This is a genomic window from Pseudomonas sp. NBRC 111143 (assembly GCF_001320965.1).
GTDB lineage: Bacteria > Pseudomonadota > Gammaproteobacteria > Pseudomonadales > Pseudomonadaceae > Aquipseudomonas > Aquipseudomonas machongensis.
The window spans coordinates 37,170-56,602 of record NZ_BCBT01000017.1 but is presented as its reverse complement, the minus strand read 5'-3'; the positions used below and the strand labels follow the sequence as shown (position 1 = coordinate 56,602).

The following is a 19,433-nucleotide window of genomic DNA, read 5'->3' as shown; positions in this document are numbered from 1 at the left end:
GCGGCGCCTGATTCGCGGGCAAGTCGCAGCGGCGGTTCGCCGCTGCGACTTGCCCGCGAATGCCGTATCAGTTGCCCTATTCCCCCGCCATCCGCCGCTCGAACTGAAACTTCCAGCGCACGTACAGCAACCCGCTGACGAACAACCCCAGGCTCACCAGCACCTCGATCCAGCCAAGCAGCGCCCGGGCCGGGTCGAACGCTGCCAGCACGCCCTTGATGAAATAGATGTTCACCACAAAGCAGGTCCAGGCATGCGCCCGGGCGCTGCCGCTGAGCATGCCTGGCAGTAACAGCAGTAGCGGAATCAGCTCGATGGCCAGGATCACTTCGACCCGCGCCCCATGCAGGTCGGCGAACCACAGGTTGTTCACCACCAGCAAGGCGATCAGGCCGAAGAAGCAGGCCAGGCTCAGCGCCCGGGTCAGGCGCAGGCGCGGGGCAAGCCAGTCGAGTGCAGGCAGGACCTTGGGCTTTCTAGCCACGCTCGCCACCCAGGGCCTTGGCCGTGTTGGCCAGGCGTTGGCCGAGCGCCCTGCACAGGGCGATCTCGTGTTGGTCCAGCTCGCGCTTGCCGTCGGCACCGGCATGATGGCTGGCGCCGTAGGGCGTGCCGCCGCCACGGGTTTCGAGCAGGGCCGATTCGCTGTAGGGCAGGCCGGTGACCAGCATGCCGTGGTGCATCAGCGGCAGCAGCATCGACAGCAGGGTGGTTTCCTGGCCGCCGTGCAGGCTGGCAGTGGAGGTGAACACCGCCGCAGGCTTGCCGACCAGTTCACCGCCCAGCCACAGGCTGCTGGTGCCGTCGAGGAAGTACTTGAGCGGCGCGGCCATGTTGCCGAAGCGGGTCGGGCTGCCCAAGGCAAGCCCCGCGCAGTGGCGCAGGTCGTCCAGCGTGGCGTAGAGCGCGCCGCTGGCGGGGATGTCCGGCGCCACGGCTTCGCACTCGGTGGAAATCGCCGGCACCGTGCGCAGGCGCGCTTCCAGGCCCGCCATCTCGACACCGCGGGCGATGTGCCGGGCCATTTCGCTGGTGGAGCCGTGGCGGCTGTAGTAGAGGACCAGGATGAATGGATCGTTCACGGCAGGATCTCCAGGACTTTCTCGGGGGGCCGACCGATCACGGCCTTGTCGCCGGCGACCAGGATCGGGCGTTCGATCAATTTCGGATGCTGGACCATGGCGTCGATCAGTTGCGCATCGGTGAGCGCGGGGTTGGCCAGGTCCAGGGCCTTGTATTCGTCTTCGCCGCTGCGCAACAACTGGCGCGCGCCGATGCCGAGCTTGCCGAGCAGCGCCTTAAGCGTGGCGGCGTCGGGCGGGGTTTCGAGATAGCGCACCACGGTCGGGGCCAGGCCGCGTTCTTCCAGCAGTTCAAGGGCACCGCGGGATTTGGAGCAGCGCGGGTTATGATAGAGGGTCAAATCGGTCATGACGGGTCGCATCCAGCTGGGTGTGGCGGCTATTCTAACCGCAGCGATCGACATTTCATGCCTTAAAACTTCGAGAAGGATTGACCCATGGCAAGGCGTTTGGCAGCTGCACTGCCCATCACCGCGAGCCTTTTGCTCGGCGGCTGCGGTGCGGACTACGGCGTGGACCAGCACGGCAATACGGTGAAGGCCGAGCAGATCGACGGGCACTGGCTGGTGCTCAACTACTGGGCCGAGTGGTGCGGACCTTGCCGCACCGAGATCCCCGAACTGAACACGGCGGCCAAGCAATGGTCTGCCCAGGGCATCAAGGTGGTAGGGGTGAACTTCGACGGGCTGCAGGGCGACGACCTCAAGCAGGCCGTACAGGCGCTGGGCATCGACTTCACCGTGCTGGCCCAGGACCCGGCCGAACGTTACGAGCTGCCTCGCAGCGAAGCACTGCCGGTGACCTACATCATCGACGACAAGGGCAAGGTGCGTGAGCAGTTGCTCGGTGAGCAGACGCTCGAAGGGCTGCAGGCGAAGATCAAGGCGCTCAAGGGCGGCGCCTGACCTGTTGTCGGGGCCGCGCAGCGGCCCCGATGCACTTCAGCCTTCCTCAGGCCAGAAGCGCAGCGGCTTGCCTTCGGCCGGCCAGAAGCGGATCTGCTCGATCGCCGACACATCCCAGCGCTGCACCGTTTCCAGGGCCTGGAGGAAGCGCTGCTCCTGCTCCATCAATGCCGGGGCACACAGCTTGCGGGTCTTGCCGATCTTGCCGAAGCTCAATTTGTCGCCGTCCAGGGTATAGCTGGCGAACCAATGGTTGCAGCCCGCATTGCCATAGGCGCGGCCATCATCGGCCAGGGTGAGGGTCAGGTGGCTGTAGTCGATCAGCGGGCGTTCGCCGATCCACTCCAGCACATAGCTCTGCTCCTGCTGCAGTTTGGAAGGCTGCGCGGCGCAGCCGAACAGACCGCCAAGCAGGGCGGCGCAGATCAACAGGTGTTTCACTGGGCGCTTCCCTGGCAGTTGCGGCACAGGTGACGCTCGCCCTGGCTGCTCCAGCCCAGTTCCGCGATGCGTGCATCGGCGGCGGGCTGGCGGGCCTTCTTGCCGAGCTTTGCATCGACGGCGAATTCGAAGTCGAGCACGGCCTCGCAGCTGTCGCACTTGACCTGCCAGGCGAGGATTTCCAGTTCGTTGAACACCGGGCCGCTGGCCACGGCAACCCACTGGCCGCGCGGGTTGATCAGGTGACGGACGCTCTCGACGGTCAGGCGCATGGACAGGTCCTTGCTGCCTTTGAGCGTCACCAGCAGGACGTCGCCTTTGTGCATCGATCCGCCGTTGCCGGTTACCTGGTAGCGGCCTGGCACCAGCGCGCGGCATTCGATCAGGGTGTGTTGCGGGTTGAAAAGGGTGTAGCGGAAATCGTGCTCGACCATGGGTCCTCCAGAAATGCCGCGTATCCTACCCTGTGACCGTGTTTTGCGCATCGCCTGCTGCCCAGCGGGCGATGTTGTCCAGGGTGGTCGCGGCAATCGCTTCCAGCGCTTCGCGGGTCAGAAACGCCTGGTGCGCGGTGACGATCACGTTGGGGAAGGTCAGCAGCCGGGCCAGCACGTCGTCCTGTAGCGGCAGGTCGGAGCGGTCCTCGAAGAACAGTTGCGCCTCTTCTTCATAGACATCCAGGCCCAGGTAGCCGAGCTGGCCGCTCTTGAGCGCGTCGATCAGCGCTGGGGTATCGACCAGCGCACCGCGCCCGGTGTTGATCAGCATGGCACCGGGCTGCAGGCGCGCGAGGCTCTCGGCGTTGATCAGATGACGGGTGTGCTCGGTCAGCGGGCAATGCAGGCTGATGATCCGTGCCTGGCCAAGCAGTTCGGGCAGTTCCAGATAGCGGGCACCGAGGGCCAGCAGCTCGGGGTTGGGGTAGGGGTCGTAGGCTAGCAACTGGCAGCCGAAGCCGGCCATGATGCGGGCGAACGCAGCACCGATCTGCCCGGTGCCGACCACGCCCACGGTCTTGCCGTGCAGGTCGAAGCCGGTCAGGCCATGCAAGGTGAAATCGCCTTCGCGGGTGCGGTTGTAGGCGCGGTGCAGGCGGCGGTTGAGGGCCAGGATCAGCGCTACCGCGTGCTCGGCCACGGCGTGCGGCGAATAAGCTGGGACGCGCACCACCGTCAGCCCAAGGTGTGCAGCAGCCGCCAGGTCGACATGGTTGTAGCCCGCCGAACGCAGGGCGATCAGCCGTGTACCACCGCTGGCCAGGCGTTGCAGGACTTCGGCGCCCAGATCATCGTTGATGAAGGCGCAGACCACCTCGAAGCCCTGGGCCAGTGGGGCGGTGTCCGGGGTGAGGCGAGCGGATTGGAAATGCAGCTCCAGGGCGCGGCTGGCGGCGGCCTGGGTGAAGCTTTCCTGGTCGTAGTGCTGGCTGCTGAACAACAGGACGCGCATGGTGGAGATTCCTTCGGTGTGTCGTCGACGATCAGGCACGCAGGTGCGCCTGCTCCGCCAGCCGGTGGATGGCGCGCTCCAGGTCATCCAGCGCCTGCAATGCCTGCGGGCTGTCCTGCTTGAGCAGCGTCTCGCTGCGCTGACAGGCGGCCCGCAATTGTGGGACGCCGCAATAGCGCGAAGCGCCGTTGAGGCGGTGAACGCGCTCGATCATCGCCGAACGATCGCCTTGTTCGCGCGCGCTGCGGATGGCCTGGCGATCACCTTCCAACGAGGCCAGCAGCATCGCCAGCATGTCGGCGGCCAGGTCCGCTTTGCCGGCCGCCAGGCGCAAACCCTCTTCGTGGTCGAGCACCTTGAGCTCGTTGCTATCGGGCAAGCGTTCAGTGGCGCGGTCCAGTGAGGGCGTACCGAGGCTCAGGCCGGTCCATTTCATCACCACTTGGGCCAGCTGGCGCTCGCTGATCGGCTTGGTCAGGTAGTCATCCATGCCACTGTGCAGCAGGGCGCGCTTTTCGTTGGCCATGGCGTGGGCTGTCAGGGCGACGATAGGCAGGGGCGGGCCACTCTGGCTGGCTTCCCAGCGACGGATCTGCTCGGTGCAGGCGCAGCCGTCCATGCCGGGCATCTGCACATCCATCAGCACCAGGTCGAAGGGTTCGTCCTGCACGGCCTGGACTGCCGCGAAGCCGCTGTCTACTGCCACGACTGCGGCGCCCATGCCTTCGAGCAGGGTCTGCACCAGCAGCAGGTTGGCCGGGTTGTCGTCGACACAGAGGATCCTTGGCACCCGCGAGCCGGCAGTGTGCCGCGGTTCGCTGCTGGGGCGGGTCGGTTGCACCAGTTCCAGCAGCAGGCGGCGCAACTTGCGGGTGCAGGTGGGCTTGGACAGCAATTGGCCATGGGCATTGGGCAGGAACGGGTGATACAGCGCCTGCTCGGTGGTCGGGCACAGCACCACGCACTGGCAGCCCAGGCGTTCGAGTTGTTGGTGGTACTGGCCGAGCTGGTCGGGCGAGAGGTTGCCCAGGTTGGCGCCAAGCACGGCGAATTCGAAGGGGTGGCCGGCCTGGCTGGCGGCCTGTACGCCTTGCAGCAACTGCTCGAACGACGAGAACAGGCTGACGCTCAGACCACAGTCTTCAAGCTGGTGTTCCAGGGCCTGACGGGCCAGTTCGTGGCCGTCGACGATCGCTGCGCGACGGCCCAGCAACGCTTGCAGGGGCATTTCCTCGGCGTCGTCGTGGGCCTTGGGCAGGCTCAGGTTGATCCAGAACTGCGAGCCTTCGCCCGGCGTGCTGTCGACGCCGATCTCGCCGCCCATCTGTTCGATCAGGCGCTTGGAGATCACCAGGCCAAGGCCGGTGCCGCCAGGTTGGCGCGACAGCGAGTTGTCGGCCTGGCTGAAGGCCTGGAACAGGGTGCGCACGTCCGCCGGGGACAGGCCGATGCCGGTGTCCTGCACGCTGATGCGCAGTTGCGCGGTGTCTTCGTGCTCGTCTTCGACCATGGCGCGCACGACGATCGTGCCTTCGCGGGTGAACTTGATGGCGTTGCTCACCAGGTTGGTGAGGATCTGCTTGAGCCGCAGCGGATCGCCAACCAGCGACAAAGGCGTGTCGCGGTACACCAGGCTGACCAGCTCCAGCTGCTTGGCGTGGGCCGCCGGGGCGAGGATGGTCAGGGTGTCCTGGATCAGGTCGCGCAGGTTGAAGGGGATGCTGTCGAGCACCAGCTTGCCGGCTTCGATCTTGGAGAAGTCGAGAATCTCGTTGATGATCCCCAGCAGGTTGTCGGCGGACTTTTCGATGGTGCCCAGATAGTCGAGCTGGCGAGGCGTGAGCTCGCTCTTTTGCAGCAGGTGGGTGAAGCCGAGGATGCCATTGAGCGGGGTGCGGATCTCGTGGCTCATGTTGGCGAGGAATTCGGATTTGATCCGACTGGCCTCCAGGGCCTCCTTGCGCGCCATGTCCAGCTCGATGTTCTGGATCTCGATGGTCTCCAGGTTCTGGCGCACGTCCTCGGTGGCCTGGTCGATGCTGTGCTGCAGCTCTTCGTGGGCGTTGTGCAGGGTTTCGGCCATGCGGTTGATGCCGGCCGCCAGCTCGTCCAGCTCGACGCTGCCCATGGGCGGCAGGCGTTCTTCGAGATTGCCCTCCTTGAGCTGGGTGACCGCGTGCTTGATGCGCCCGATCGGGCCGTTGATCGCCCGGCTCATGCGCAATGCCAGCAGCACCGTGAGGCTCAGGCAGGCAAAGATCAGCAGCAGGCTGGTGAACAGGTTGCGATAGCCGCGCAGGAGCGTGCCGTCGTGGGACAGTTCGATCTCGACCCAGCCAAGCAAGCGCTCGGATTCGTTGGGCACGGCTTCGGTGGCCAGGTCGCGGTGATGGCCGAAAACCGGCATCAGGTAGCGCGTGGCGTCGTTGCCGGTACGTTGCAGCAGTTGCGTACCGGTGCCGCCACTGGGCGGCTGGTTGAGCATGCTGGGGCCGGCATGGGCCAGGCGCGAACGGTCCGGGGCCAGGAAAGCCACGGCACGCACATCGGTCTGCTCCAAAGCTTCGGCGGCGATGCGCTCGAGCTGCCCTGGCGCTTCCTGGGCCAGGGCGGGGGCTGCGAGCGGTGCCAGTTGCTCGGCGATCATCTTGCCGCGTTGCAACAGTTGGGTGCGCAGTTCGTTCTGCTGCAACCAGGTGAAATAAATGCCCAGCACCAGCGCCATCAGCCCGGCGGGCAGTAAGGCCAGCAGCAGGACGCGGCTTCTGATTCCCAAACGATCGAGCACACCTGTCTCCTGTCATGTGCGTGCGGGCCGTCGCGAGTGGACGGGATCCCGCAGAACGTTACTCCGCGCGCACCGGTAATGCACTTTGTTTGTGCGGGTTTTTTATGACGCGCAGCGCTGGCAAGGGCATTGGTCGTCACTCGGTTGCCAGAACGGCGTCCCTCGCCAATAATCGCGCAACTGAGAATTCATGGCAGATGCCAATGCATACCGTATCCATTCACGACTCAAGCATCCTCGCCATCGAGGACGATCCGGTGCTCGGCGCCTACCTGCACGAGGAGCTGCAGCGCGGCGGTTTCCGCGTGACCTGGTGTCGTAATGGCCTGGAAGGCTTGGAAACTGCTGGCCGCGAGGCCTTCGATGTGGTGTTGCTGGACATCCTGCTGCCAGGGCTCAACGGTCTGGACGCCCTGGCGCAACTGCGCCGGCGCAGCGCCACGCCGGTCATCCTGATGTCGGCGCTGGGGGCCGAGGCGGACCGTATCAGCGGTTTCCAGCGCGGTGCCGACGACTACCTGCCCAAGCCCTTCAGCATGGCCGAGCTGCGCGTGCGCATCGAGGCGATCCTGCGCCGGGTCGCCCTGGAGCGCCGGCATCAAGCGCCGCGTGACGTCTTGCCGGGGCAACTGCATTTCGACGACCAAGCCTGCGACGTGACGCTCGACGGGCAGGCTGCGGGGCTCACGCCCAGTGAATACCGCCTGCTCGACACCCTCAATCGCAGCCAGGAGGAGGTGCTGAGCAAGCCCTTCCTTTACCAGCAGGTCCTGCAGCGTGGCTATTCGCGCCATGACCGCAGCCTGGACATGCATGTCAGCCAGATCCGTCGCAAGCTCAAGGGTATCGGTTATCACGAGCGCCAGGTGCGCACGGTATGGGGCAAGGGCTACGTGTTCTGTGCCGGCGAGGCAGACTGAGCATGCTCGATCGTCGATCGCTGTTCTGGAAGCTGGCGGTGCTGCTGGTTGGCTTCTGCCTGCTGATGATCGGCCTGAGCTACACCTGGGGCCGGCATATGGAAACCCAGAACGCCTTCTTGTCCGAGCCTGCCCGGCAGCTGTTGCGCGGTTATGCCGCCGAGGCCGAGCAGGCCTGGAACCAGGGCGGCCGGGAAGGCCTCGAGCGCTGGTTGCTGGACATGCGCCAGCGTGAATCGGGCTGGATCGCGGTGCTCGATGGCAACTTGCGTCCGCTCGCGGGGGCTCGCTTGTCCACGGAGGAAATCCAGCGCCTGACCCGCCTGCGCGGCGTCGACTGGCCGATGAGCAGGCGCAGCGTCGACCAGCCCTGGTTGCGCTTGCCGTTCCCCCAGGCTCCCGAGCAGGGCATGCTGGTGATCGAGTTGCCCCAGCGCCTGACCCCCGGCCAGTACCGGTTGTTCTGGCGGATCATCACTAACGGTGTGATGCCGGGTCTGTTCACCCTGCTGCTGTGCGTGGGCCTCTACCGGATGCTGATCGTGCCGCTGAACCAGTTGCGCGAGCAGGCCAATGCCTGGCGTGCCGACCAGCTTTCGGCGCGGCTCGATTCGCGCACGATCGGTCGTGACGACGAGTTGGGCGAGCTGGCGCGTGCCTTCGACCAGATGGCCGAGCGCCTGCAGGGCACGGTGGCCCTGCAGCAGCAACTGTTGCGCGACTTGTCCCACGAGATGCGCACGCCACTGAGCCGCCTGCGTGTGGCCTGCGAGGGCGAGACCGACGTCGCGCGCCTGCGCGAGCGCCTCGAACGGGAACTCGATTGCATGCAGCAACTGGTCGAGGACACCCTGCAACTGGCCTGGCAGGATGCCGAGCGTGCGCCGATGAACCTTGAGCCCATCCAGCTTCAGGCCCTGTGGGACCTGCTGGTGGAGAATGCCTGCTACGAAAGCGGCTGGGCAGCGCAGCGGTTGCAGTGCACGTTGCCGGCCAGCTGTTGGGTGGAGGGTAATCTCAACCACCTGGCCCAGGCGCTGGAGAACATGCTGCGCAATGCTATCCGCCACTCGCCGCACGACGGGGTGGTACGCCTGAGTGGTCTGCGCGAGGGCAATCACTGGCAGTTGTTCCTGGAAGATGAAGGCGGCGGGGTGGATGACGACGCTCTGGAAAGGATCTTCGCGCCGTTTTCCCGGCTCGACGGCTCGCGCCCCGGGGATGGAGGCTTTGGGCTGGGGCTGAGTATCGCCCGCAGTGCGATCCAGCGTCAGGGCGGCAGGCTGTGGGCCGAGAATGGGCAATGGGGGCTGCGACTGTGCATGCGCCTGCCTTGTGTCGACATGGAGGGCTTGGCGGGTAAGCCTGCTGCTGAAAAGGCTTTCACCGTTCTTGCGAGCGCGAGTTTGCCCGCGCAGGGTTCGTCTCCCATATAACTACCTGCTATATCTCCCAGCAATTGCGTGATATGGCGGCGCGTCCTTTGCCGGTATGATAGGCGCCCCTGCCGTCCTGATTGCGAAACACGCCCATGACCTTGCAGTACCCAACCATCGCCGATTGCGTCGGCAACACCCCTCTGGTCCGCCTGCAGCGTATCGCCGGGCAGACCAGCAATACCCTTCTGCTCAAGCTCGAAGGCAACAACCCGGCCGGCTCGGTCAAGGACCGTCCGGCGTTGTCGATGATCACCCGTGCCGAACTGCGCAACCAGATCAAGCCAGGCGACACCCTGATCGAGGCGACCTCCGGCAACACCGGCATCGCCCTGGCCATGGCGGCGGCGATCAAGGGTTACAAGATGATCCTGATCATGCCCGACAACTCCACGGCCGAGCGCAAGGCGGCGATGACCGCCTATGGCGCCGAGCTGATCCTGGTGACCAAGGAAGAGGGCATGGAAGGGGCGCGCGATCTGGCCGAAAAACTGCAGGCCGAGGGTCGCGGCCTGGTGCTCGACCAGTTCGCCAACGGCGACAACCCGATTGCCCATTACACCAGCACAGGTCCCGAGATCTGGCAGCAGACCCAGGGCAGCATCACCCACTTCGTCAGTTCCATGGGCACCACCGGCACCATCATGGGCTGCTCGCAGTACCTCAAGGAACAGAACCCGGCGGTGCAGATCGTCGGCCTGCAACCGATGGAAGGCTCGGCCATTCCCGGTATTCGCCGCTGGCCGGAGGAATACCTGCCGAAGATCTTCGACGCCACCCGCGTCGATCGCGTGGTGGACATGTCCCAGCAGGAAGCCGAAGACACCACCCGTCGCCTTGCACGCGAAGAGGGCATTTTCTGCGGTGTGTCCTCCGGCGGTGCGGTCGCGGCGATGCTGCGTCTGTCCCGTGAAGTGGAAAATGCCGTAATGGTCGCGATCATCTGCGACCGCGGCGACCGTTATCTCTCCACCGGCCTGTTCGACGCGACCTGATGTCCAGAAAGAAAAGCAACAGCAGCGGCCTGCGCTTCCAGCCAGCCGGCGGCGACCGCACCCCACAGGTGCCGGTGGGCAAGAAACAACGCCTGGACATCGAGCGCCTGGCCGGTGACGGACGCGGCATCGCCTTTGTCGAGGGGCGCACCTGGTTCGTCAGTGGTGCCCTGGCGGGCGAGGCGGTCGAGGCGCGGGTGCTCAATGCCCGCGGCAAGATCGTCGAAGCACGTCTTGAGCGCGTGCTGCAGGCCAGCCCCGAGCGGCGCGAGGCGCCGTGCCGACATTACGCCCGCTGCGGCGGTTGCAACCTTCAGCACCTGCCCCACGAGGGCCAGCTGGCGCTCAAGCAGCGCCTGCTCGCCGAGCAGTTGCAGCGCGTAGCCGGTGTGCAGCCTGATGAGTGGGCCGCGCCGCTGGCCGGGCCGGAATTCGGCTACCGCCGTCGCGCGCGCATCGCCGTGCGTTGGGATGTGAAGGCGCGCGAGCTGCAGGTCGGTTTTCGCGCCGAAGCCAGCCAGGACATCATCGCCATCGACGATTGCCCGGTGCTGGTACAACCCTTGCAAACCATCCTGCGACATTTGCCGACCGTGCTGCGCAGCTTGAGCAGACCTCAGGCGCTGGGGCATGTGGAATTGTTCAGCGGCACCGCCGAGGCCGTGCTGGTACGCCATGTAGCGCCGCTGGCCGATGACGACCTGGCGCGCCTGCAGGCGTTCTGCGAGCAGGCGGGTGCGCAACTGTGGCTGCAGGGCGAGGGTGAGCCGGCGCCACATGATGGCGCCGCGACACTTGGGTTTGACCTAGCCCCTTGGGGGCTGGAGCTGGCGTGGCGACCGGGCGACTTCGTGCAGGTCAATGCCCAGGTCAACACCCTGATGATCCAACAGGCGCTGGCGTGGCTTGCGCCGCAACCGGACGAACGGGTACTGGACCTGTTCTGTGGCCTGGGCAATTTTGCCCTGCCGCTGGCTCGCCAGGCCCGTGAAGTGGTGGCGGTGGAAGGTGTGCAGGCGATGGTCGATCGGGCCGCCGCCAACGCCGGTAGCAACAATGTGCATAACGCACGGTTTTTTCAGGCCGATTTATCGCAGTCTTTGGCAGGTGCCGAATGGGCCGCCGAGGGCTTTTCTGCGGTACTCTTGGACCCACCGCGCGACGGTGCCTACGAGGTGGTGCAAAGCATCGCACGCCTCAAGGCCAGGCGGCTGGTCTATGTATCGTGCAACCCCGCCACGCTGGCGCGAGACGCGCAGGTGCTGGTCGGCCAGGGGTACCGGTTAAAAAGGGCCGGGATTCTCGACATGTTTCCTCAGACGGCGCATGTCGAGGCCATGGCGTTATTCGAAGTGGGCCAGTAACGGCTAGCCCCTTGGTGCGGCTTCCACGGACGGGAAGCGGCACGGTTGATTGCCAGTGCACCCGCGAGGTGCGCTGTATGGAAAGGTAAACGAAACATGGTACAGGTGAGAGTGCACCAGCCGGTCAACACCGACGGCAGTATCAATCTCGAAGCATGGCTGGATCATGTGGTGAGCGTCGATTCGGCGCTGGATCGCACGGCGCTCAAGGAGGCCTGCGATTTCGCCCAGGAAGTCGAGAAGAAGGGCAACCCGGCCAAGCATTCCTGGGCCGACGGGACGTCGAGCTTCCAGGCGGGGCTCGAGATCGCTGAAATTCTCGCAGACCTCAAGCTCGACCAGGACTCGCTGGTCGCTGCCGTGATCTATCGCTCGGTCCGCGAAGGTAAGGTCACCCTGGCCGAGGTCGGCCAGCGTTTCGGCCCGGTGGTCTCCAAGCTGATCGACGGCGTGCTGCGCATGGCCGCCATCAGCGCCAGCCTCAGCCCGCGCCAGTCGCTGGTGCTGGGCTCGCAGGCGCAGGTCGAGAACCTGCGCAAGATGCTCGTGGCCATGGTCGACGACGTACGCGTCGCCCTGATCAAGTTGGCCGAGCGGACCTGCGCGATCCGCGCGGTGAAGGCCGCCGATGACGAAAAACGCCTGCGTGTGGCGCGCGAAGTGTTCGACATTTACGCACCGCTCGCTCACCGCCTGGGCATCGGCCATATCAAGTGGGAGCTGGAAGACCTGTCCTTCCGCTACCTGGAGCCCGACCAGTACAAGCAGATCGCCAAGCTTCTGCACGAGCGGCGGCTGGACCGCGAGCGCTTCATCAGCGATGTGATGAACCAGTTGCAGAACGAGCTGCTGGCCACCGGGGTCAAGGCCGACATCAGCGGCCGGGCGAAACACATCTATTCGATCTGGCGCAAGATGCAGCGCAAGGGCCTGGAATTCAGCCAGATCTACGACGTGCGTGCGGTGCGCGTGCTGGTGCCGGAAATCCGCGACTGCTATACCGCGCTGGGTATCGTCCACACCTTGTGGCGCCACATTCCCAAGGAGTTCGACGACTACGTCGCCAACCCCAAGGAAAACGGCTACCGCTCGCTGCACACCGCGGTGATCGGCCCCGAGGGCAAGGTGCTCGAGGTGCAGATCCGTACCCACGGCATGCACGAGGAGGCCGAGCTTGGTGTCTGCGCGCACTGGAAGTACAAGGGCACCGACGTCAAGTCCAGCTCCAACCACTACGAAGAGAAGATTTCCTGGCTGCGCCAGGTGCTGGAGTGGCACGAGGAACTGGGCGACATCGGCGGCCTGGCCGAACAGCTGCGGGTCGACATCGAGCCGGACCGGGTCTACGTGTTCACCCCTGATGGCCACGCCATCGACCTGCCCAAGGGCGCCACGCCGCTGGACTTCGCCTACCGCGTGCACACCGAGATCGGCCACAACTGCCGTGGCGCCAAGATCAACGGGCGCATCGTACCGCTGAACTACAGCCTGCAGACCGGCGAGCAGGTGGAGATCATCACCAGCAAGCAGGGCAACCCGAGCCGCGACTGGCTGAACTCCAACCTTGGCTACGTCACCACCTCGCGTGCGCGGGCCAAGATCGTCCACTGGTTCAAGCTGCAGGCGCGCGACCAGAACGTCGCTGCCGGCAAGACCCTCATCGAGCGCGAACTCAGCCGCCTGGGCCTGCCGCAGGTGGACTTCGAGCGCCTGGCGGAAAAGGCCAACGTCAAGACCGCCGAGGACATGTTCGCTGCGCTGGGGGCCGGTGATCTGCGCCTGGCGCACATGGTCAACGCCGCCCAGCAGTTGCTCGAGCCGGAGCGTATCGAGCCGGTCGAGCTGGTGCCGCGCCCGGCGCGCGGGACCCGATCGGGCAAGCGCAACGACATCCAGATCCAGGGCGTAGGCAACCTGCTCACCCAGATGGCCGGTTGCTGCCAGCCGCTGCCGGGCGACGCCATCGTCGGCTACATCACCCAGGGCCGCGGCGTGAGCATTCACCGCCAGGACTGCGCCTCGGTGCTGCAGTTGGCGGGCAAGGAGCCGGAGCGCATGATCCAGGTGAGCTGGGGGCCGATTCCGGTGCAGACCTACCCGGTCGACATCGTCATCCGCGCCTATGACCGCCCGGGCTTGCTGCGCGACGTTTCGCAGGTGCTGCTCAACGAGAAGATCAACGTGCTGGCGGTCAATACCCGCTCGAACAAGGAAGACAACACCGCGCTGATGTCGCTGACCATCGAGATTCCAGGCCTGGATGCGCTGGGGCGCTTGCTCGGACGGATCTCGCAGTTGCCGAACATCATCGAGACGCGGCGTAATCGTACGCCTTGAGACTGCGTCGCCCCATCGCGGGCAAGCCCGCTCCTGCAGGTGCAGCGTGATTCCTGTAGGAGCGGGCTCGTCCCGCGATGAGGGCGCCACCTAAGGACCTGCCAGAGCATGACCTACACCCTCAACGACCTGCTCCACCTCATGGCCCGCCTGCGCGATCCGCAATACGGCTGCCCCTGGGATCTCGAGCAGGACTACACCAGCATCGTCAAGCACACCATCGAGGAAGCCTACGAGGTGGCCGACGCCATCGAGCAGGGCGATTTCGCGCAGTTGCAGGGCGAACTCGGCGACCTGCTGTTCCAGGTGGTCTACTACAGCCAGCTGGCGCGGGAGGAGGGGCGTTTCGAGTTTGCCGGCGTGGTTGATTCGATCACCCGCAAGCTGATCCGCCGCCATCCGCACGTGTTCCCCACCGGTGACCTCTACGCCGCACCCGACATCCCGTGCTTGAGCGAGGCGCAGGTCAAGTCGCGCTGGGAAGAGATCAAGGCCGAGGAGCGCGCCGAGAAGAGCACCCCCGAACAGCTCTCGCTGCTCGACGATGTTCCCGGCGCCTTGCCGGCGCTGTCGCGTGCGACCAAACTGCAGAAGCGCGCGGCCACCGTCGGCTTCGACTGGCCCGAGGCGTTGCCGGTGCTGGACAAGGTCCGCGAGGAGCTCGACGAGGTATTGCAGGCCATGGCCGATGGCGATGACCAGGCACTGGAAGACGAAGTCGGCGACCTGCTGTTCGCCGCTGTGAACCTGGCCCGTCATCTCAAGCAGGATCCGGAAAACGCCCTGCGCCGCGCCAACCGTAAATTCGAACGACGTTTCCGCTTCATCGAGCAGGCATTGCGCGACACTGGCCGACCGATCGAAGATTGTAACCTTGACGAGTTGGATGCCCTCTGGGGTGAAGCCAAGCGTCAGGAAAAGAACCTGCCCAGCTGCGGCTGAGCCGATGCATAAGTGAGTGAACACCGATGAGCCTTTCCCTTCGCGATCAATTGCTCAAGGCCGGTCTGGTCAACCAGAAGCAGGTCTCCCAGACCAACAAGGCCGAAAAGAAACAGAAACGCCTGGAACACAAGGGCCAGGTCGAGGTGGACGACAGCCAGCAGCGCCTGGCCAAGGAAGCCATGGCCGACAAGGCCAAAAAGGACCAGGAACTGAACCGCCAGGTGCAGGAGAAGGCCGAGCAGAAGGCCCGTGCCGCACAGGTCAAGCAATTGATCGAGGCGACCCGCCTGCCCAAGCTGACCACCGAGGACTACTACAACTTCGTCGACGACAAGAAGGTCAAGCGCATTGCCGTCAACGCCCTGATGCGCAGCAAGCTGAGCAACGGCTCGCTGGCGATCGTCGCCCATGGCGGCGGCTACGAAGTGATCCCGCGCGAGGCGGCGGTGAAGATCCAGGAACGCGATCCCAAGCGCATCCTGCTGCTCAACACCCATGTCGAGGAGGCCGATGAAGACGATCCATATGCGGCCTACAAGATCCCTGACGATCTGATGTGGTAAATGACGAAAACCCCGCTCAGGCGGGGTTTTTCGTGGGGGAGATCTTATTGTGTGCCGCGTTGGCTCTCGAGGGTCTCGAGCTCCTGGCGGTACTGGTGGGCTTCATGCTCGTTGTGGAACATGCCGACCAGTTGGCCCTGCTGGTGTACGTCCCAGATCCGCACGCCAGCGGCCAGGCCTTCGTGGGACATTCTCGATTCGTCGCGTTCGGTTACTTGGACAGTCATCGGTAAACTCCACTTCTGTTGGTCTGCGACACTGTGTCGCACACTTTCTTTATAGAGTTTGTTAGCAGGCTAAGTAAATAAAACGACGATGAAACTATGTTCATGAAACGCGCTGCGCTTGATCCCGTCGCGGCGCTCCTGCAAGTCAAAACAAAGCCCCGCACCAGGCGGGGCTCGGGCTACAGCAGGTTACAGCGCAGGGAACGGATCAGTTGCCCTTCACCGTCCTGCCATCGACCGTACCATCCTGCAGCACGATCACGTATTCCTTGCCATCGGTCTCGACCTGGCGCAGTTGCACCAGCAGGTAGTCCCAATCCTTGGCGAACCACAGCTCGGTGATGCGCTTGCTCTGGCTTGGGTCGCGCACGCGCTCGACCTTCACCGCATCGACCTGGCCGGTCTTGGTGGCAACCTTCTCGGTGCCCAGCACGCGGAAGTCGTAGGTGTCGATCTCGTCACCGTCGACCACCTGGTACGTCATGCTCTTCTTGCCCGCCGCCACGTCATGTTGCAGGGCCAGTTGATAGGACGACTTGTCCAGCACCCCACGGTTGAGCGGCAGGCTGATCGCATCGCCACGGTCGCTACCGGTGACTTTCTTGCTGTTCCAGTCGAAGTCCAGGTCAACCTTCTTCGCCTTGCCCAGGCCACCACGCTCGAAGTGATACTTCTGCGGCAGCAGGGTGTCGTTGTCCATGCGCACCGTGCTCTGTTCGGTCAGGCTGGCGATCATCATGGAGGCTTTGAAGTTGAGGTCCCAGGTACCGTTGGCGTTCTTGACCAGGCTGCGTTCGGCGGTGCCGCTCATGGGCAGCTGTTTCCAGTCGGCGGTGTAGCTGGCCGAGAAAGGCTTCAGATCAGCTGCCTGGAGGGGCAGGGCGAGCACGGCGAGAGCCAATAGCAGGGCGCGACGCATATATTCTCCTAGGGTCGAATCAAGTGACCGCTGGCCGCCAGCGGCTGGCCATCCAGTAATGCACCTTGTTCGCCCAGGCGCAAGCGTCCTTCGGCGAACCAGCGCACCGCCAGCGGGTAGATCTGGTGTTCCTGTTGGTGGACCCGTTGTGCCAGGCTCTGCGCATCGTCGCCTGGCGCGACCGCTACCACAGCCTGTACGACCAAGGGCCCGCCGTCGAGTTCCTCGGTGACGAAATGAACACTGCAGCCGTGTTCGGCGTCACCGGCGTCCAGGGCCCGCTGGTGAGTGTGCAGCCCTTTGTACTTGGGCAACAGCGACGGGTGGATGTTGAGCAGGCGCCCTTGGTAGTGGCGCACGAAGGCGCCACTGAGGATGCGCATGAAGCCGGCCAGCACCACCAGGTCGGGGGCGAAGCCATCGATCAGTTGCATCAGCGCCGCGTCGAATGCTTCGCGCCCGTCGAAACCACCGTGCTCGAGCACGGCGGTGTCGATCCCGGCGGCTTTGGCCCGTTGCAGGCCAAAGGCGTCGGGGCGGTTGGAAATCACCGCGCGGATCCGCGCGCTACCGTGTTCGGCGTGGATGCTGTCGATCAGGGCTTGCAGGTTGCTGCCGGAGCCCGACAGCAGTACGACGACATTGCAGGTCTTGCTCGGCATCAGTGTGCCTTGAGGTTCTGCAGCTCGACCTGGGCAGCGCCTTCGGCGGCTACGTCGATGCGGCCGATCACCCAAGGCTGCTCACCGGCCTGGCGCAGGACGTTCAGGGCGTTGTCGACCTGGTCCTGGGCCACGCAGATGACCATGCCTACGCCGCAGTTCAGTACGCGGTGCATTTCGTGCTCGTCGACGTTGCCTTTCTGTTGCAGGAAGTCGAACACCGCCGGACGCTGCCAGCTGGCCACGTCGACCACGGCCTGGGCGCCTTTTGGCAGGACGCGCGGGATGTTGTCCAGCAGGCCGCCACCGGTGATGTGGGCCATGGCCTTGACCGCGCCGGTCTTCTTGATCAGCTCCAGCAGCGGCTTGACGTAGATGCGGGTCGGCGCCATCAGCAGGTCGGTCAGTGGCTGGCCGTCGAGCTGGGTGTTCTCGATGTCGGTGCCGGACACTTCGAGGATCTTGCGGATCAGCGAGTAGCCGTTGGAGTGCGGGCCGGAGGAAGGCAGGGCGATCAGGGCGTCGCCGGTGACCACTTTCGAGCCGTCGATGATTTCCGACTTCTCCACCACGCCGACGCAGAAACCGGCCAGGTCGTAGTCTTCGCCTTCGTACATGCCTGGCATCTCGGCGGTTTCACCACCGACCAGCGAGCAACCGGCCAGTTCGCAACCGGCGCCGATGCCGGTGACTACGGTAGCGGCCACGTCGACGTTCAGCTTGCCGGTGGCGTAGTAGTCGAGGAAGAACAGAGGCTCGGCGCCGCAGACCACCAGGTCGTTGACGCACATGGCGACCAGGTCCTGGCCGATGCTGTCGTGCTTGTTCAGGTTCAGTGCCAGGCGCAGCTTAGTGCCGACGCCGTCGGTGCCGGAGACCAGCACCGGCTGCTTGTAGCCGGCCGGGATCTCGCAGAGGGCGCCGAAGCCGCCCAGGCCACCCATGACTTCAGGGCGTGCGGTGCGCTTGGCGACGCCCTTGATGCGTTCGACCAGTGCTTCGCCGGCGTCGATGTCTACACCGGCGTCTTTGTAGCTCAGGGAGGGTTGCTTGCTCATTGATCCAGGCCTTTAAGGGGGAGGGATTCAGGAAAACGACCAGCGCGGCCAAGGCCGGCTCGGGAGGCGGCGGCTGCCTGTACGTGACTGGTCTGCGAAGGCGCGCGATTTTATCAGGGTTGCCCGGCAGCGGCCATCCTCCATTGAACGGCAAGTGGCGAGCGGTAGGCTATAAGAGAAGACAGACAGCACCGGCGCGCGCTTTTGCTTGCCGCTGACAGCGTGCAGCTTGTAGCTTCTGCCCTGAAAGTCATCTGGACAGGAATCCTTCATGCGTTTTCTCAATTACCTGGCAGTGGTTTGCATAGGGCTGATCGGTGCAACGGCACAGGCCGAGACCGTATCGGGGCTTTATCAGGTCCGCGAGCCTGTCGATGGGCAGGGCAGCGAGGCGCGGACCCAGGCCACCGCCAAGGCACTCGACACCCTGGTGCTGCGCCTGACCGGCGATGCCAAGGCGACGCAGAACCCGGCGGTGGTCGCCCTGCGCAAGGATCCGCAACAGATCGTCAATCAGGTTGGCAGCGACGCCGGCCCACCTGAAGCGGTGGTGGTGGAATTCGACCCCGGCAGCACCGAGCGCGCCCTTCGCCAGGGCGGCCTGGCCCTGTGGGGCAGCAACCGGCCGTCGATTCTTGGCTGGTGGCTGTACGACAGTGTCGAGGGCAGCAGCCTGGTCGGAGATGGCCAGAGCAGCGCCGAGCCGCTGCGTCGTGCAGCCCAGCACCGTGGCCTGCCGCTGCGCCTGCCGCTGGCCGACCTGCAGGAACAACTGGTGGCCAATGCCAAGCAGCTCGAAGGCAACGACCCGGCGCCGCTGCGTGAGGCGTCCGAGCGCTATGGCGCCGATGCCCTGCTGGCTGTGCACGCCCACGAAGCCGACGGCAAGTGGCAAGGCAAATGGCAACTGTGGCTGGGCGAGCAGCGCGAGCAGGGCACGGCAGAGGGGGCCGACCAGGCCGCGCTGGCCGACGCGGTGATGCTGGCGATCAGTACACGCCTGGCACCCCGTTACGTCACCCGCCCGGGCGCGAGCAGCGACCTGCAGGTCCAGGTGCAGGGCATGAACCTGCAGCGCTACGCCGAACTGCTGCGTGTGCTCGAGCCCTATGGCCCGCGGCTGCAGATGGCCGACGGCGACACCCTGACCTATACGGTCACCGGCAATCGCGAACAACTGCGCGCGCAACTGGGGCTGGCGCATCTGCAGGAGGTGCCCGTCGATCCGGCGCCTGCCGCCGCTCCCGCTCCCGTAGCAGAGGCAGCGCCTGGCCAGGCGGTCGCCCCGCAGGCGGCTGCGCCAAAGCCGTTCGATGGCCTGCGTTTTCGCTGGTAAGGAGCC

General features: G+C 65.0%; 20 protein-coding genes. 9 read left to right on the top strand and 11 right to left on the bottom strand.

All coding sequences use genetic code 11. From position 1 onward, the window contains the following. Positions 1–76: 76 nt before the first annotated feature. From APH44_RS11975 to arsC, 3 genes are read right to left on the bottom strand one after another with little or no spacing between them, the layout of a single operon-like run. On the bottom strand, positions 77–484 hold the full coding sequence (locus APH44_RS11975; RefSeq protein WP_054892953.1) for a DUF2069 domain-containing protein: 408 nt from the start codon (positions 482–484) through the stop codon (positions 77–79). Beyond that, positions 477–1,082, bottom strand: a complete 606-nt coding sequence (wrbA, locus tag APH44_RS11970) for an NAD(P)H:quinone oxidoreductase (RefSeq protein WP_054892907.1) — start codon at positions 1,080–1,082, stop codon at positions 477–479. Before wrbA ends, APH44_RS11975 begins: the two co-directional genes overlap by 8 nt. Continuing rightward, complete coding sequence (gene arsC / locus APH44_RS11965) at positions 1,079–1,432, bottom strand: arsenate reductase (glutaredoxin) (RefSeq protein ID WP_054892906.1); 354 nt, start codon at positions 1,430–1,432, stop codon at positions 1,079–1,081. The genes wrbA and arsC overlap by 4 nt, the downstream gene beginning before the upstream one ends. 87 nt (positions 1,433–1,519) lie before the next feature. Between arsC and APH44_RS11960 the strand changes: the two genes are divergently transcribed. After that, on the top strand, positions 1,520–1,987 hold the full coding sequence (locus tag APH44_RS11960) for a TlpA disulfide reductase family protein (protein WP_054892905.1): 468 nt from the start codon (positions 1,520–1,522) through the stop codon (positions 1,985–1,987). Positions 1,988–2,023: 36 nt separating this feature from the next. Here the strand turns inward: APH44_RS11960 and APH44_RS11955 are convergent, their stop codons facing one another. Genes APH44_RS11955 through APH44_RS11940 form a run of 4 tightly spaced genes read right to left on the bottom strand, consistent with a single transcriptional unit; the run spans position 2,024 to position 6,665 of the window. Beyond that, the gene (locus APH44_RS11955) at positions 2,024–2,428 is read right to left on the bottom strand and encodes an META domain-containing protein (RefSeq protein ID WP_054892904.1); all 405 of its coding nucleotides are present in this window, start codon (positions 2,426–2,428) and stop codon (positions 2,024–2,026) included. After that, complete coding sequence (locus APH44_RS11950; RefSeq protein WP_054892903.1) at positions 2,425–2,862, bottom strand: hypothetical protein; 438 nt, start codon at positions 2,860–2,862, stop codon at positions 2,425–2,427. Before APH44_RS11950 ends, APH44_RS11955 begins: the two co-directional genes overlap by 4 nt. Positions 2,863–2,887: 25 nt before the next feature. Next, a complete protein-coding gene (locus APH44_RS11945) occupies positions 2,888–3,877 on the bottom strand; it encodes a 2-hydroxyacid dehydrogenase (protein ID WP_054892902.1) in 990 nt (329 codons plus the stop codon). A 31-nt stretch (positions 3,878–3,908) separates the two neighbouring features. Beyond that, entirely contained in the window at positions 3,909–6,665 is a 2,757-nt protein-coding gene (locus APH44_RS11940) for a response regulator (protein WP_054892901.1), read from the bottom strand. A 203-nt stretch (positions 6,666–6,868) separates the two neighbouring features. Here APH44_RS11940 and APH44_RS11935 point away from each other — a divergent pair, with 203 nt between their 5' ends. The 7 genes from APH44_RS11935 (at position 6,869) to APH44_RS11905 (ending at position 15,225) form a co-directional block, all read left to right on the top strand. After that, positions 6,869–7,585, top strand: coding sequence for a response regulator transcription factor (locus APH44_RS11935; RefSeq protein ID WP_054892900.1), 717 nt, complete (start codon positions 6,869–6,871; stop codon positions 7,583–7,585). A 2-nt stretch (positions 7,586–7,587) separates the two neighbouring features. After that, entirely contained in the window at positions 7,588–9,021 is a 1,434-nt protein-coding gene (locus tag APH44_RS11930) for a sensor histidine kinase (RefSeq protein ID WP_082420899.1), read from the top strand. Positions 9,022–9,116: 95 nt separating this feature from the next. Beyond that, positions 9,117–10,016 carry a cysteine synthase CysM gene (gene cysM / locus APH44_RS11925; RefSeq protein WP_054892899.1) on the top strand — a complete coding sequence of 300 codons (900 nt, stop codon included), beginning with the start codon at positions 9,117–9,119 and terminating at the stop codon, positions 10,014–10,016. Next, a complete protein-coding gene (gene rlmD, locus APH44_RS11920) occupies positions 10,016–11,380 on the top strand; it encodes a 23S rRNA (uracil(1939)-C(5))-methyltransferase RlmD (RefSeq protein ID WP_054892898.1) in 1,365 nt (454 codons plus the stop codon). Before cysM ends, rlmD begins: the two co-directional genes overlap by 1 nt. A gap of 96 nt (positions 11,381–11,476) precedes the next feature. Next, on the top strand, positions 11,477–13,717 hold the full coding sequence (gene relA / locus APH44_RS11915) for a GTP diphosphokinase (RefSeq protein WP_054892897.1): 2,241 nt from the start codon (positions 11,477–11,479) through the stop codon (positions 13,715–13,717). A 108-nt stretch (positions 13,718–13,825) separates the two neighbouring features. Next, on the top strand, positions 13,826–14,659 hold the full coding sequence (gene mazG, locus APH44_RS11910; protein ID WP_054892896.1) for a nucleoside triphosphate pyrophosphohydrolase: 834 nt from the start codon (positions 13,826–13,828) through the stop codon (positions 14,657–14,659). 26 nt (positions 14,660–14,685) lie between these two features. After that, the gene (locus APH44_RS11905; RefSeq protein WP_054892895.1) at positions 14,686–15,225 is read left to right on the top strand and encodes a DUF2058 domain-containing protein; all 540 of its coding nucleotides are present in this window, start codon (positions 14,686–14,688) and stop codon (positions 15,223–15,225) included. 44 nt (positions 15,226–15,269) lie between these two features. On the opposite strand, the gene APH44_RS11900 is transcribed toward APH44_RS11905, so the two are convergent. From APH44_RS11900 to purM, 4 genes are all read right to left on the bottom strand, one after another. Then, complete coding sequence (locus APH44_RS11900) at positions 15,270–15,452, bottom strand: hypothetical protein (RefSeq protein ID WP_054892894.1); 183 nt, start codon at positions 15,450–15,452, stop codon at positions 15,270–15,272. Between the two features lie 208 nt (positions 15,453–15,660). After that, a complete protein-coding gene (locus APH44_RS11895; protein WP_054892893.1) occupies positions 15,661–16,371 on the bottom strand; it encodes a DUF3108 domain-containing protein in 711 nt (236 codons plus the stop codon). 8 nt (positions 16,372–16,379) lie between these two features. Continuing rightward, positions 16,380–17,033 (bottom strand): phosphoribosylglycinamide formyltransferase, encoded by a 654-nt coding sequence (purN, locus tag APH44_RS11890; RefSeq protein WP_054892892.1) that lies wholly within the window; start codon positions 17,031–17,033, stop codon positions 16,380–16,382. Then, entirely contained in the window at positions 17,033–18,091 is a 1,059-nt protein-coding gene (gene purM / locus APH44_RS11885; protein WP_054892891.1) for a phosphoribosylformylglycinamidine cyclo-ligase, read from the bottom strand. Before purM ends, purN begins: the two co-directional genes overlap by 1 nt. A 271-nt stretch (positions 18,092–18,362) precedes the next feature. Here purM and APH44_RS11880 point away from each other — a divergent pair, with 271 nt between their 5' ends. Next, on the top strand, positions 18,363–19,427 hold the full coding sequence (locus APH44_RS11880) for a DUF2066 domain-containing protein (protein WP_054892890.1): 1,065 nt from the start codon (positions 18,363–18,365) through the stop codon (positions 19,425–19,427). Positions 19,428–19,433: the final 6 nt, after the last annotated feature.

Bases quoted from the DNA above. Each gene is read 5' to 3' on its own strand.
- arsC (WP_054892906.1), bottom strand. From the start codon at position 1,432: ATGACCGATTTGACCCTCTATCATAACCCGCGCTGCTCCAAATCCCGC.
- relA (WP_054892897.1), top strand. From the start codon at position 11,477: ATGGTACAGGTGAGAGTGCACCAGCCGGTCAACACCGACGGCAGTATC.
- APH44_RS11930 (WP_082420899.1), top strand. From the start codon at position 7,588: ATGCTCGATCGTCGATCGCTGTTCTGGAAGCTGGCGGTGCTGCTGGTT.
- mazG (WP_054892896.1), top strand. From the start codon at position 13,826: ATGACCTACACCCTCAACGACCTGCTCCACCTCATGGCCCGCCTGCGC.
- purM (WP_054892891.1), bottom strand. From the start codon at position 18,091: ATGAGCAAGCAACCCTCCCTGAGCTACAAAGACGCCGGTGTAGACATC.
- APH44_RS11900 (WP_054892894.1), bottom strand. From the start codon at position 15,452: ATGACTGTCCAAGTAACCGAACGCGACGAATCGAGAATGTCCCACGAA.
- purN (WP_054892892.1), bottom strand. From the start codon at position 17,033: ATGCCGAGCAAGACCTGCAATGTCGTCGTACTGCTGTCGGGCTCCGGC.
- APH44_RS11950 (WP_054892903.1), bottom strand. From the start codon at position 2,862: ATGGTCGAGCACGATTTCCGCTACACCCTTTTCAACCCGCAACACACC.
- APH44_RS11935 (WP_054892900.1), top strand. From the start codon at position 6,869: ATGCATACCGTATCCATTCACGACTCAAGCATCCTCGCCATCGAGGAC.
- rlmD (WP_054892898.1), top strand. From the start codon at position 10,016: ATGTCCAGAAAGAAAAGCAACAGCAGCGGCCTGCGCTTCCAGCCAGCC.
- APH44_RS11960 (WP_054892905.1), top strand. From the start codon at position 1,520: ATGGCAAGGCGTTTGGCAGCTGCACTGCCCATCACCGCGAGCCTTTTG.
- APH44_RS11880 (WP_054892890.1), top strand. From the start codon at position 18,363: ATGCGTTTTCTCAATTACCTGGCAGTGGTTTGCATAGGGCTGATCGGT.
- APH44_RS11895 (WP_054892893.1), bottom strand. From the start codon at position 16,371: ATGCGTCGCGCCCTGCTATTGGCTCTCGCCGTGCTCGCCCTGCCCCTC.
- APH44_RS11945 (WP_054892902.1), bottom strand. From the start codon at position 3,877: ATGCGCGTCCTGTTGTTCAGCAGCCAGCACTACGACCAGGAAAGCTTC.
- APH44_RS11905 (WP_054892895.1), top strand. From the start codon at position 14,686: ATGAGCCTTTCCCTTCGCGATCAATTGCTCAAGGCCGGTCTGGTCAAC.
- cysM (WP_054892899.1), top strand. From the start codon at position 9,117: ATGACCTTGCAGTACCCAACCATCGCCGATTGCGTCGGCAACACCCCT.